A 13,529-nucleotide genomic window follows, 5' to 3' on the forward strand; every position below is an offset into this window, starting at 1 on the left:
AATGGCAAAAACACGCACCCAGTTTGTCTGTCAAAATTGCGGCACAGTCTATTCTCAATGGGCCGGAAAATGCGATGCATGCGGCGAATGGAACACCATTGTCGAAGAAGGAACCAGCGGTGGCATTGGCGGCGGACCCGCCAAAAGCAGCCGTAAGGGGCGTGTTGTCGCCCTTACATCGCTTTCGGGAGCTATTGAAGATGCTCCACGGATAAAATCGGGAATTGCCGAACTTGATCGTGTTACTGGCGGTGGCTTTGTGAGGGGGTCGGCACTGCTTGTTGGTGGTGATCCGGGCATCGGAAAATCAACACTTTTGACGCAGGCCGCAGCAGCGCTTTCGCACCAAGGTTATCACGTTATCTATGTTTCCGGTGAAGAAGCAGTTGCTCAAATCCGTTTGCGTGCGCAACGTTTAGGGGCTGCCAATTCGGCTGTCGAGCTTGCTGCCGAAACCAATGTCGAAGATATTCTCGCAACGCTTACAAATGCAAAAAAGCCTGATCTGGTCATTATCGATTCCATACAGACACTTTGGTCTGAAGCTGTCGATTCTTCTCCCGGAACAGTCACACAGGTGAGAACCGGAGCACAAGCGATGATACGTTTTGCCAAGAAAACGGGCGCCGCCGTTGTACTGGTTGGTCATGTCACAAAAGATGGACAAATCGCCGGCCCTCGTGTTGTCGAACATATGGTCGACGGCGTGCTTTATTTTGAGGGTGAAGGCGGACACCAGTATAGAATTTTAAGAACTGTGAAAAATCGCTTCGGTCCGACAGATGAGATCGGTGTTTTTGAAATGTCCGATCATGGATTGAGGGAGGTTAACAATCCTTCCGAATTATTTCTGGGTGAACGCAATAGCAATGCGCCCGGTGCAGCGGTTTTTGCCGGTATGGAAGGGACACGTCCTATCCTTGTTGAAATACAGGCACTCGTTGCACCGACTTCGCTCGGGACACCAAGACGGGCCGTGGTTGGATGGGATAGCAACCGGCTTTCTATGATTCTCGCGGTTCTTGAAGCCCATTGCGGCGTACGTTTCGGGCAGCATGATGTTTATCTCAACGTTGCTGGCGGATATCGCATTTCGGAGCCTGCAGCCGATCTTGCAGTAGCAGCAGCGCTTGTTTCTTCCCTTGCCGGAATTGCTCTGCCGCCGAATTATGTTTTTTTCGGTGAAGTCAGTCTATCGGGAGCGGTGCGTGCGGTTGCCCATTCCGGTCAAAGATTGAAAGAAGCAGACAAACTCGGATTTAAAGGTGCAATTCTGCCATCAGGCACAACAGAAACCATCAAATCGCCGTCTTTCAGGCAGAGAAGCTTTGCAGACTTGCCTGAACTTGTTGCAGCAATTGCTTCCGGAAAAAGGCGGCCTTGGCCTTCAACACAGAATTGAGTTTGTGGACAAAAGGCTGGCTTAATACTTTTAAAGTGCGGGAAATATTGATATTGGTTTTGCAAACTGGCATTGAAGACATAATTGACGAAACTGTCATTATATTTTGCCGATTGAAGCGAACTTAAGGACAAGCCTGATGTTCATGACAGCCCTTGACGGCCTGGTTATTGTAGTAATCCTCTTTTCTGCCTTTCTGGCCATGGTACGTGGCTTTTCGCGGGAAGTGTTATCGTTGGCATCATGGGTCATTGCGGCTATTGCGGCTGTGCTTCTTTATAAGAACCTCCTGCCCTTTGTGGAATCCTATCTTTCCAATAAGACCATTGCACTCATTGCCAGTCTGGCAATCATCTTTGTCGTTGTTTTCATCATTGTTTCAATCATCACAATGAAAATTGCCGACGTAATTATAGATAGCCGAATTGGTGCGCTCGATCGTACAGTGGGATTTATCTTCGGTGTTGTACGCGGAATTTTTATCATGGTTATCGCCATGTTGCTTGTTAACCAGCTAATCAAACCGGAAGATCAGGCGCCCTGGCTCAAGGACGCAAAAACCAAACCGATGCTTGATTCTTTGAGCAACCAGATTTGGGAATTGTTACCCAAAGATCCGGATTGGGTTTTTGACAAAGCCTCGAGCGTTCTGAAAAAAGATGAACCGTCCAATACCGATAGCGGTGTTGGCGATAGTCCGGCTCAACCGGGTGACTGAATTTAAATGGGTGGCATAATGCCACCCATTTTTGCCTATATTGGGTGTTTTGATAAAGAGTATATTTATATCTCAACAGGATGGTCGAAATGATGAATGAGGTCTTAAGTGAGCCGGATTTTTATTCCGATGATGACACGTTACATGAAGAATGTGGTGTCTTCGGAATTCTCGGACATGACGATGCGGCGACATTAACAGCACTTGGCCTCCATGCCTTGCAACATCGTGGACAGGAAGCAGCCGGCATCGTTTCTTATGATGGACACGTTTTCCATCAGGAAAAGCATATGGGGCTTGTTGGAGACCATTACACCAACCCGCAAACCTTGGCCAATCTTCCCGGTAACCGCGCGATTGGTCACACACGTTATTCGACAACGGGTGAAACGGCGTTGCGCAATGTCCAGCCCCTCTTTGCCGAACTTGAAGTGGGCGGCATTGCCATTGCACATAATGGCAATCTTACCAACGGCCTCACAATACGCCGCCAGCTCATCGCATCAGGTGCAATTTGCCAATCGACATCGGATTCGGAAGTTGTCCTTCATCTCATTGCTCGTTCGCGTCATGCAAAATCATCCGAACGTTTTGTCGATGCCATTCGCCAGATCGAGGGTGGCTTCGCAATGATTGCAATGACCCGTTCAAAGCTTATTGCTGCTCGCGACCCCGTTGGTATTCGCCCGTTGGTCATGGGTGAACTTGATGGCAAACCTATTTTCTGCTCCGAAACCTGCGCGCTTGATATTATCGGCGCCAAATATATCCGTGACGTCGAAAATGGCGAGGTTATTATCTGTCAGCTCCAAAAAGACGGAGAAGTGACAATCAAAACGATCAAGCCAAAAGATCATAAACCGGAAAAACTTTGCCTTTTCGAATATGTCTATTTTGCCCGTCCGGATTCAATCATGGGCGGACGTAGCGTCTATAATGCACGCAAAAATATGGGAATTTATCTTGCCAAGGAAGCCCCTTGTGATGGCGATGTCGTTGTCCCTGTTCCCGATGGAGGCACACCGGCTGCAATCGGTTACGCTCAACAAAGCGGCATTCCGTTCGAACTTGGTATTATTCGTAACCATTATGTCGGCCGGACATTCATCGAACCGACACAACAAATCCGCGCCTTCGGCGTTAAACTCAAACACTCGGCAAATCGCCCGGTTATTGAAGGAAAACGCGTTATCCTGATTGACGATTCGATTGTTCGCGGCACAACGTCAATCAAAATCGTACAAATGCTACGTGAAGCTGGAGCCAAAGAAGTCCATATACGCGTGGCAAGTCCGATGATCTTCTATCCCGATTTTTACGGCATTGATACTCCTGAAGCATCAAAACTTCTTGCCAATCAATTTCCTGATTTGAAATCCATGTGTGAATTTATCGGTGCTGACTCGTTACAATTTTTGTCTCTCGACGGACTTTATATGGCTGTCGGAGGTGAGGTCAGGAATAATGCCGATCCCCAATTTACCGACCATTATTTCACCGGCGATTATCCGACACGGTTGGTCGATGAAGAAAACGCCGATAATGTTCATAAGCTTTCTGTGTTGAATTGCGGGGGATAATGGAAAATATGCTTTCATTCGACCTTAAAGGGCGTGTCGCCCTCGTAACCGGTGCTTCACGGGGTATCGGTTACCATCTCGCGCTGGAACTTGCCAAACGCGGTGCGCATATCATTGCCGTTGCCCGTACAATCGGCGGATTGGAGGAACTTGATGACAAAATCGTCAAAGCAGGTTCCACTGCAACATTAGTGCCACTTGATCTTCATGATATGGAAGCCATCGACAGATTGGGAAACGAGATTAACGAACGTTGGCATAAACTTGATATTCTGGTTGCCAATGCCGGTGTTTTGGGTTCCATTTCGCCGGTTGCTCATGTCGAAGCCAAGACATTTGAAGATGTGTTTGAAATCAACGTTATCAGCCAGTGGCGCCTGATCCGTGCTGTCGAACCGCTTTTAAAAAAGTCGGATTGTGCGCGCGCAATTCTTTTTTCTTCCGGCGTTGTGCATAAACCAAGAGCTTTTTGGGGGCCTTATGCGGCTTCAAAAGCTGCTTTTGAAGTGTTGGGGCGCTGTTGGGCTGACGAGTTGAAGAACACCTCTGTTAAAGTGAATATGGCAAGTCCTGGCGCAACGCGCACCGCTATGCGTGCGCAAGCCATGCCTGGAGAGGATCCGAACACATTGCCATCTGCCGAGGAAATTGCGGCCAAGATTGTTCAGCTCGCTTCCCCCGATCTTGAAGAGACGGGCCGTTTTTTCGATGCCCGTAAAAATCGTTTTCTTATCTATCATGTTCCCGACTAGCAAAACCGTACTGCGCTGTATAATGAGATGCGGTTTTTCTGAAGGATTATCTAAAAAAACGGTCTGCACGTTTTACTGGTGCAGACCGTACAATATTTTCGGTGTCAGTGGCATATGATCTATCGCTGAAACGGCGCCGCTTTATTTGATTTATATCCCGAAAATCTTGAACGAGGGCATAGATTTCCATCGCATTTTATTTATGACAATAGAAGTCATACCGAACAGATAGAGACACGCTAACATGAATTTTGACGTCTGGAAGGTCCGGAAAATTCTAGAAAACGCTTTAAGACATCAGTAGGCGCTTCAGGTTTGAAGAACGACTTTTCATTCTGGTTCTCGAAATCCGGCTTACTCCGCCGAGATTTCAATTAGAGCATGGAGACTCAAGAATTTTTACGCATGTTTTCAGGCTGCAAGAGACTCAGAATTCTAATCTTTATCTTCCTGTTCGTTTTCATCCGGCATTTCGACACCGTCTTTTATTTTTGCAGCTTCTCGAACCGAACGTTTTTGATAGGCGATCAAGCTGAATGGCAAAAATACCATATAGCCGATAGCCGTAACGAGCAGTACCTGCCACGTGTAAGTAGCAAGAAAGCCCACATAGATCACAACAACAAGCATACCGGGTATAACGACATCGCGGCGCAATTGCTGACCGACTGTTTTACCGTTCCAGACAGGCAGACGACTAATGAGAAGAAAAGCGATAACAACCGTATAAAGGCTGAAAACCAAAGCCCAGCCGGCGCCCGGTTCAAGACCGAGGCAACCAAGATATATGGGTAGCAATACCAACAACGCTCCGGCAGGAGCCGGTACACCCACAAAATACTCCCTCTGCCAGCGCGGAATATGCTTGTTATCAATCATGACATTGAAACGGGCAAGCCGCAAACAACAGGCTATGCAGTAAACAAGTGCCGCTATCCAGCCTACCTGATGAGCCTGATTGAGAAGAAAAGAATAGACAATCAATGCCGGCGCGACACCAAAGTTTACCACATCGGCCAAGGAGTCCATCTGTGCCCCGAATGACGAACCACCGCCCATAAGACGCGCCAACCGCCCATCGACACCATCAAGTACAGCAGCAAGCAAAACCATTAAAATCGCCGTTTCAAAACGGTGTTCAAACGCCAGACGTATACTGCTTACACCAGCGCATATCGCCAGAATCGTTATGACGTTGGGAAGAACAAAGCGTATCGAAATTGACCGGCGAGGCTTCACATCATCATTTTTGTGTCCCTCGGGGTCAAAAGAAGAAAAAGGCGAAGAACTCTCCATTAAAATCTAATCCAGTCTAAAGTCTGTTATGGTCGCACTTTTGTCAAATGAAGCAAAAACAGTTTCACCGGCAATAGCCTTCTGCCCGATTGCTACCCGTAATTTTACATGAGCAGGCAGATAAACATCAAGTCTGGAGCCAAAGCGGATAAGACCGAACCGTTTGCCTGCGACCACAGGTTCATTTTCTTTCGACCAGCATACTATGCGACGGGCAACAAGACCAGCCACTTGTACAACGCCGATATCGCCATGGGCGGTTTCAATGACAAGGCTGTTTCTCTCGTTATGATCGCTTGCCTTGTCGAGTTCCGCATTGCCGAACTTTCCTGGACGGTAGACAATCGATTTTACGACGCCATCCATCGGAATGCGGTTGATGTGGCAAGAAAATATGTCCATGAACACCGATACACGCATCATTTCTTCGTTGCCCAAGCCAAGTTCCTTTGGCGGCATAAACATACCGACGAAGGAAATGCGGCCATCAGCAGGACTCATAACGAGGTTCATATCAATCGGTGTGACCCGTTCCGGATCGCGGAAAAAATAGATGCACCAGATAGTGAGAACCAGACCGAACCAGAAAAGCGGATCCCATATCCAGCCGAGCACAAGAGACAAAATGAAGAAGCCGACGATAAACGGGTACCCTTCCTTATGGATGGGCGCAAAACCGTTACGAACCGATCTCACAATGCTCATACGCGTATACCCCATTTATCTTACACCGTACCCACCCGTTCAACACGAAGCCGGTTCCTATTTATCCAATCAAAGTGAAAAAAGCGATAGTTTGTTTCATCGTTGTCTGCAAGATAGTTGTCAATGATGGGAGACAATGCCCAATTCATCTTCCTCTCGAATTTTGCGCAATTGTTCTTCTGCCTTGGAAGCTTCAAGCTGTTTGTGCCACATTGAAGCATAAAGGCCACCTTTGGCGAGCAATTCATCATGTTTGCCGCGTTCGATAATCCGCCCGCCTTTCAACACCAGGATTTCATCCGCCCCGATGATTGTGGAAAGCCTGTGAGCGACGACCAAAGTCGTGCGTCCGCGGCTCACAACATCAAGTGCATATTGGATTTCAAGTTCCGTTGCAGTATCAAGTGCGGATGTTGCCTCATCAAGTATCAGGATCGGTGGAGCTTTGAGAATCGTACGGGCAATAGCAACACGTTGTTTTTCGCCCCCTGAAAGCTTTAATCCGCGTTCTCCGACCATGGACTGGTAGCCATCTGGCAATTGTGCGATAAAATCCCCTATTTGCGCCATTTCAGCCGCTTTTTTTACTTCTTCATCCGATGCATCCGGACGGCCATAGCGAATATTATAGGCGATTGTATCATTAAAAAGCACTGTATCCTGTGGCACCATGCCGATTGCATGACGCAAACTTTTCTGGGTAACGGAACGGATATCCTGTCCATCAATCGTAATCGAACCTTTTTGGACGTCATAAAAGCGGAATAATAGCCGGGAAATTGTCGATTTTCCCGCCCCTGAAGGGCCGACTATGGCAACGGTTTTTCCGGCCGGTACTGAAAAATCTATATCTTTTAGGATTTGCCGGTTTGTATCGTAAGAAAATTCGACATGATTGAAGCGAATTTCGCCTTCTTTGACGATGAGAGGTTTTGCATCGGGTGCATCAGTCACTTCCTGTTTGACATCCAGAAGATCAAACATCGCTTCAATATCTGTCAAACCTTGGCGCACTTCGCGATAAATCGAACCGATAAAATTAAGCGGTATTGAAAGTTGCATAAGCAGTGCATTGATGAAAACAAAATCTCCAAGCGTTTGCGTGCCATGCATGACTTCATATGCCGACATCAACATCATCACTGCCATGCCGGCGCCGAATATGACTGCCTGACCGAAATTCAGCCACCCCAATGAAATCCAGGTTTTTATGGCTGCCTTTTCATAGCCCGCCATGGAGCTGTCAAAGCGTTTTGCCTCAAGGTCTTCATTACCGAAATATTTCACCGTCTCGTAATTTAAAAGCGAGTCAATTGCCCTCGTATTTGCTTCGGTATCGGACTCGTTCATCTGACGGCGAATGGAAATGCGCCAATTGCTTGCCTTGATCGTAAACCATGTATAGAGGCCAACTGTAATTGCGACAACGCTCATATAATGCCAACCGTAACTGATGTAGACCACCAGCGCAGTGAGAGCGAACTCCAGAACGGTCGGCGCTGTATTCAATATTGAAAAGCGGACAATCGCCTCTATACCTTTTGTCCCGCGTTCTATCACACGTGATAAACCGCCGGTTCGCCTTTCAAGATGAAACCGCAAAGACAGTTCATGCATGTGAACGAAAGTCTGGTAGGCCAATCTCCTGACAGCATGCTGACCGACCGTCGCAAACAAAGCGTCACGTAACTGGTTTAAGCCAGCCTGTAAAATTCGTGCCACATTATAGGCAAGAACCATCATAAACGGTGCAGCAAAGATTGCTGGCAGCCAGGAAGGTGGTGTATAATCGACATTTAAAGCATTCGTGGCATATTTGAAAAAATACGGAACCGAAATCAAAACCAGTTTAGACAAAACGAGATAGAGAACTGCCCATAAAACGCGCAGCTTCAGGTCCGGCCTATCGGACGGCCACATATAAGGCCAAAGATTGAGGATAGTACGAAATGTATTTCCGGAATCGGCCGAAACGGTTTTTGCTCTGTTTGGTTTTGTCATTTTTCTTTCAAATCAGTCTGAGCAGTTGTTGCTTTCGATTTTTGCAGGTTGTCTATCTCGGGCAAAATCAATTCCTGACCGATTGTGACATGGTCACGATTTTTTAAAGCGTCCGAATTAGCCGAGTATATTGCTTCTCTATAGCGGCTCGAACCGTAAAATTTTTCAGCAATAGACGATAAACTATCCCCCTTTTCAACAGTAACGGTTTTTACCGGTTTGCCGTCACGATAAAGCTGATTGACCGGACGATAACGCTCGTCGATACGAAAAGGTATGGCTAACGAACCGACATTTTCGCCACTGTCATTAAATAGATCAACACGAAAAACATGGTCACCCGAAAAGAGCGACACAAAGCGGGAAAGTGAAAAACTTCCCCTATCATTAATCTTGTCACTTCCAAGGCGCATATTTCCAAGCGTTGCAATGACTTGCATATCCTTTTCAGCCTGCCCGCTAATTGTCAAAATACTGTTTTTATAAGTAATTCTGGTTACATCAAAATTTTTATCGGTTTTTTTACCTATCTTGATAATGGCTGGCGCCCCGGAAATAAAGCGCGAGGGGCCTGCCGGATCATTCATAAAAGCGGTCATCCCGTTTTCGCCCTTATGGGAAATAATGACCGTTACTGTTTCAAGTGACGTGAATGATTTTCCTGACTGATCTGTTGCCCTCAAGACAAAATGATATTGTCCTTTACCGAGGATTTTTTCCAATGTCAGTGTAAAGCTGCCTTTTTCATCTGCATTTGTCTCGCCAAGTTTTCGTGCTCCGTCGATAAGTTCGACTTTGGCATTTGCGGGAGCCTTGCCGACGATGACGGCATAGTTTTCATCATTCAACATAAAACTCTCGAAACTCGGACTTTCAAGTTGTTCGTGTTGAACGGAATTTTTCAATTCGTCAGCATGAAGAGTGCCGACAAACAAAACAAACGCCGCGATAACCGCGAGCGTCAAAGTTACGGCAAATTTTTTCATCGACAAAAAGAATGCCATGAACAATCCTGTTTAAAGCACAATAAAAAACTTTTTATGTCCTATTCCATTTGCCACACAAACGGAATACCAAACCCGTTTAATTGATCCTTTTCCTCAATCTTCCAATTTTCCTTGACGGGAATTTCATTAAACGGCAAAACATCACCTATGACAAAAATCAATTCTATCTGTGTTTATTGCGGTTCTTCTACGGGGAACAATCCTGATTATGTCCAATCCGCTAACCAGCTTGGACAATTGCTGGCTCAAGCCGGTATTACGCTTGTTTATGGTGGTGGAACGAGCGGTATTATGGGCACAGTCGCCCGTGCTGTAAAAAGCAATGGTGGCAAGGTCGTCGGCATTATTCCGGATTTCCTTATCAAAAAGGAAGCCAGAAATAAAAATGATGAACTCTTTGACGAGTTCATTGTTACCGAAACAATGCATCAGCGCAAACGACTGATGTTCGATCGCTCCGATGCTTTCCTTGCCCTACCCGGCGGCATTGGAACACTGGAAGAAATTGTCGAGATCATGACATGGGCGCAACTTGGACGGCATACAAAGCCGATAGCCTTTGCAAACATAGATGGCTTTTATAACCCGATGATTGCTCTTCTCGACCATATGGCAAGACAAGGCTTCATCCACTCCGACCACAGGCTTAAGCCGCTTGTGATTGACAATATAGAAAAAATTGTCACCGCTCTCTCGAAAAATTAAAGTCTGATTTGAATGTAAATCGTTAGAGGATTTCGATCTCTACGAATCGATTCGAAAACACTTATTGTCTGTGGATTTTCTAAAATCTATCAGCGTCTTGATATATCTTATTTTTCGGAAACTTTTTTAAGTTCGATAATAGTTTCTTTTGTTTGTCTTTGTTTTTTCATTGAAAGGCTCGCTGCGGTATAAATGACGAGGCCCAACCAGATCAATGAAAAGGCAAAGAGTTGCACTGGCGAAAAGGGCTCGTGAAAAACAAAAATTGCGATCAAAAATAGAAATGTCGGCGTCAGATATTGCATAAGCCCCAATGTCGTCAAATTCAGCATCTTGGCACCGACTGCAAACAGAATAAACGGAATTGCAGTAAAGGGACCGGCCAAAACGAGCAATCCCGCATCTTCCCATGTACTGTGGAAGAAATAATCCTCGCCCGTTGCGATAAAATATCCACATCCAATAAGCGCCGGTATGGTCATAATCAATGTTTCAAGTGCAAACCCTTCGGTAGGTCCAATAGGCAAGGACTTCCTGAAAAAAGCATAAAATCCGAAAGTCACCGGTAATAATATTGCGACCCAAGGTAGGCCACCAGCGTTTATTGTCAAAATGAAAACAGCGACAAAAGCGAGTGCAATTGAAAACCATTGCCATGGATTCAAGCGTTCATGTAGAAAAACAAGTGCCAGCATGACATTGACCAAAGGATTTATATAATAACCGAGCGCTGCATCAACAGCGTGGTTATTGGCGATCGCCCAAATGTAAATGCTCCAATTGGCCGTAATCAGCGCCGATGTAAGGAACGCCATAGCCACCATTTTCGGCTGCATTAATGCATCCCGAAGGGCATGCATGTGCCCGATCACAATAATGATGCCAAGTGCGATAGGAAGCGACCACAAAACGCGATAAACAACCACTTCCATGACCGGAATATGAGCTACTGCCTTCATATAAAGCGGAAAGATGCCCCAAATGACATAGGCACCAAGTGCCGCGAAAAAGCCTGAAATATTGGCCGGAAATATCTTGCTCTCTTTCAAAACAGGCTTTTTCATAAGCATTTGTCAAACGGTCCCGCTCTTTTCGATTCTCATAAAAATCAGGAAGTTGTCCCTCTGACAATAAAAAGTCCAGTACGCGTTCTGCCATTCCGGCTTTTTTCCTCGTACCATTCGGCGGCATAGATATCGTCAATGGCAACTTTTTTCTTCTTTAATTGCTCTTCAAGCCAGGCTTCATCTTTACCTATTTCGTCAAGACTACCATCAACAATGCTGCCATTCTTGACGACAAGCGTTGCATTTTTTCCTTCTTCCTTGCGGATAACCGAGAGACTTCCATTCGATTCAAGACGCGCGAAAGCAACTTCATGAAGTGCACAGCCCTTGATTCTGAGCATAGTTGCAAAGTCGTTGACATCGATATTGAGCCGCTTGATTTCATCCATCTGGAATTTTCCGTCAAGCACCAATGCAACATCACCACCCGCTACAAGATTATGAAAAAATACCGAATGACGACGGAGATAATTCAAACCGATGACGAGTAGCTGCCAGATAATCAAAACAATCAATAACTGGATAACAGTGATTTTCGGATTATAGATGACACCGCCTATAATACCGCCCATCACAAAATTGCTGATCAAATCGGTCGGTGTCATTTGACTGAGACTTCCACGACCACTTGTTCTCAGTACCAGCAAAAATACTGCAAGTCCTATAAAAAGTTTGAGTGCCACATAGCCATAACCCAAAAGGTAATCCATTCGTTACACCTTCTTCATCATTGCCAGTGGCGAATTCTGGCGGGATTAATGTTTGATTTCCCAATGTGTCACGCGTTCGCCTGTTTGCGGATTTTTTTCGTCCCTCAGCAATATGTTTTTCTTCCCAAGCTCGTCTCTGATCCGATCGGCCTCAGCCCAGTTTTTGTCTTTGATAAATGACAAGCGTTTGGCAATTTGGTTCTCGACATACTCGCTATCTATCCCGCTTTGTCTATTAAACAGTGAACAGTCTTCGTCATCCAGCCAATCATCATGCAACAACCCCATGAGCTCCATGCCGGATTTGAGTGCTTTAGCATCCTGCGATTTATAATATTGGCGTAAATAGGTGATGGCACTCCAGCAATTGAGATCCTCTCCCAGAGCATCGACAACCTCCTCACTTGCCGGTGTTCTATCCGATGAACGAATTTTTTGCTGACGCAACAGTTCATACCAGCGATAGAGTTCGCTACTTGATTCCGCAAGGCGCTGGGCTGTCCAGTTTAACGGTTCACGATAATGCGTTTGCAACATGGAAAGGCGCGCACTCAAGCCCACCCATTGGTTGCGCAATTTTTCGTCATTTTGCGAAGAAATTTCATCAAGGCTGGTTTCCAACACATCATGAATGGTGATGAAATTGCCCAGACTTTTGGACATTTTCTGTCCTTCGACCTGAAGAAAACCGTTATGCATCCACAAATTTGCCATGCGCTCTGTTCCAAAGGCCGAACAGCTTTGAGCAATCTCGTTTTCATGATGGGGAAAAACCAGATCGATCCCGCCGCCATGAATATCGAAAATATTATTTTCCGGATTATCGCATTGAAGCCCCCCACCAAAAGGCACCAACAATTTTGCCATAGACATTGCGGAACATTCAATGTGCCAACCCGGACGCCCTTTGACTTTAATTCCGGCAGGAGAAGTCCAACCCGGTTCCCCCTCTTTCGAGGGCTTCCACAAAACAAAATCCATTTCGTCCCGCTTATAGGCAGCGACATCAACACGGGCACCTGCCAACATTTCGTCAAGCGACCGGTGTGCCAAGGCACCATAACGAGGATGATTTCCCATACTAGAAACAGAAAATAGCACATGATCTTCGGCAACATAAGCATGACCACGCTCGATCAGACGTTCAATCATTGCGCGCATATTATCAAGATTATCCGTTGCACGGGGCTGCGTTGTAGGAGATAAGCAGCCAAGCGCTGCCACGTCTTCCTGAAACTGCTTGTTGGTTTTATCTGTCAGAATGCGGATGGCATCGTTTAACGGAACATCCGGATAATCGCGCACAGCGCGTGCGTTGATTTTGTCATCCACATCGGTAATGTTACGGGCATAAATGACATGATCTTTGCCATAGACGTGACGCAGCAAGCGAAACAACACGTCAAAAACCACGACCGGACGCGCATTGCCGATATGGGCATAATCATAAACGGTAGGGCCGCAAACATATAAGCGCACCTTATTGGCATCAATCGGATGGAAATTCTCTTTTGTTCTGGTCAACGTGTTATAAAAATGCAAATTGGTCATCAATAATCTTTCATCTGTCAGGAAACGCCGGCACC

12 protein-coding genes are annotated in these 13,529 nt (G+C 46.2%); 5 read left to right on the top strand and 7 right to left on the bottom strand.

What is annotated here, in order from left to right; genetic code table 11:
- Position 1: 1 nt before the first annotated feature.
- From radA to PEB0122_RS04975, 4 genes are all read left to right on the top strand, one after another.
- Positions 2-1,402, top strand: coding sequence for a DNA repair protein RadA (radA, locus tag PEB0122_RS04960; protein ID WP_075915875.1), 1,401 nt, complete (start codon positions 2-4; stop codon positions 1,400-1,402).
- A gap of 139 nt (positions 1,403-1,541) precedes the next feature.
- The gene (locus PEB0122_RS04965) at positions 1,542-2,120 is read left to right on the top strand and encodes a CvpA family protein (RefSeq protein WP_075870054.1); all 579 of its coding nucleotides are present in this window, start codon (positions 1,542-1,544) and stop codon (positions 2,118-2,120) included.
- 89 nt (positions 2,121-2,209) lie between these two features.
- Positions 2,210-3,700, top strand: a complete 1,491-nt coding sequence (gene purF, locus PEB0122_RS04970) for an amidophosphoribosyltransferase (protein WP_075916258.1) — start codon at positions 2,210-2,212, stop codon at positions 3,698-3,700.
- Complete coding sequence (locus PEB0122_RS04975) at positions 3,700-4,452, top strand: SDR family NAD(P)-dependent oxidoreductase (RefSeq protein ID WP_075915877.1); 753 nt, start codon at positions 3,700-3,702, stop codon at positions 4,450-4,452. The genes purF and PEB0122_RS04975 overlap by 1 nt, the downstream gene beginning before the upstream one ends.
- Positions 4,453-4,887: 435 nt before the next feature.
- Here the strand turns inward: PEB0122_RS04975 and pssA are convergent, their stop codons facing one another.
- From pssA to PEB0122_RS04995, 4 genes are all read right to left on the bottom strand, one after another.
- Positions 4,888-5,748 carry a CDP-diacylglycerol--serine O-phosphatidyltransferase gene (gene pssA / locus PEB0122_RS04980; RefSeq protein WP_075915881.1) on the bottom strand — a complete coding sequence of 287 codons (861 nt, stop codon included), beginning with the start codon at positions 5,746-5,748 and terminating at the stop codon, positions 4,888-4,890.
- Between the two features lie 6 nt (positions 5,749-5,754).
- Positions 5,755-6,453: a phosphatidylserine decarboxylase gene (locus PEB0122_RS04985; protein WP_075870057.1), complete on the bottom strand. Its 699-nt coding sequence runs from the start codon at positions 6,451-6,453 to the stop codon at positions 5,755-5,757.
- Positions 6,454-6,573: 120 nt separating this feature from the next.
- Positions 6,574-8,454: an ABCB family ABC transporter ATP-binding protein/permease gene (locus PEB0122_RS04990; protein WP_075870058.1), complete on the bottom strand. Its 1,881-nt coding sequence runs from the start codon at positions 8,452-8,454 to the stop codon at positions 6,574-6,576.
- A complete protein-coding gene (locus PEB0122_RS04995; protein ID WP_075870059.1) occupies positions 8,451-9,458 on the bottom strand; it encodes a LysM peptidoglycan-binding domain-containing protein in 1,008 nt (335 codons plus the stop codon). The genes PEB0122_RS04990 and PEB0122_RS04995 overlap by 4 nt, the downstream gene beginning before the upstream one ends.
- A 150-nt stretch (positions 9,459-9,608) precedes the next feature.
- Here PEB0122_RS04995 and PEB0122_RS05000 point away from each other — a divergent pair, with 150 nt between their 5' ends.
- Positions 9,609-10,166 carry an LOG family protein gene (locus tag PEB0122_RS05000; protein WP_075870060.1) on the top strand — a complete coding sequence of 186 codons (558 nt, stop codon included), beginning with the start codon at positions 9,609-9,611 and terminating at the stop codon, positions 10,164-10,166.
- A gap of 107 nt (positions 10,167-10,273) precedes the next feature.
- Here the strand turns inward: PEB0122_RS05000 and rarD are convergent, their stop codons facing one another.
- The 3 genes from rarD to cysS are packed head-to-tail and all read right to left on the bottom strand — an operon-like array spanning position 10,274 to position 13,494.
- Entirely contained in the window at positions 10,274-11,230 is a 957-nt protein-coding gene (gene rarD / locus PEB0122_RS05005) for an EamA family transporter RarD (RefSeq protein WP_075916260.1), read from the bottom strand.
- Positions 11,231-11,274: 44 nt separating this feature from the next.
- Positions 11,275-11,943, bottom strand: a complete 669-nt coding sequence (locus tag PEB0122_RS05010; protein WP_075870061.1) for a DUF421 domain-containing protein — start codon at positions 11,941-11,943, stop codon at positions 11,275-11,277.
- 45 nt (positions 11,944-11,988) lie between these two features.
- Positions 11,989-13,494, bottom strand: coding sequence for a cysteine--tRNA ligase (gene cysS / locus PEB0122_RS05015; RefSeq protein WP_075870062.1), 1,506 nt, complete (start codon positions 13,492-13,494; stop codon positions 11,989-11,991).
- Between the last annotated feature and the right edge of the window lie 35 nt (positions 13,495-13,529).

The sequence above is a fragment of the Ditibartonella apis genome, assembly GCF_001952075.1.
GTDB classification, from domain to species: domain Bacteria; phylum Pseudomonadota; class Alphaproteobacteria; order Rhizobiales; family Rhizobiaceae; genus Bartonella; species Bartonella apis.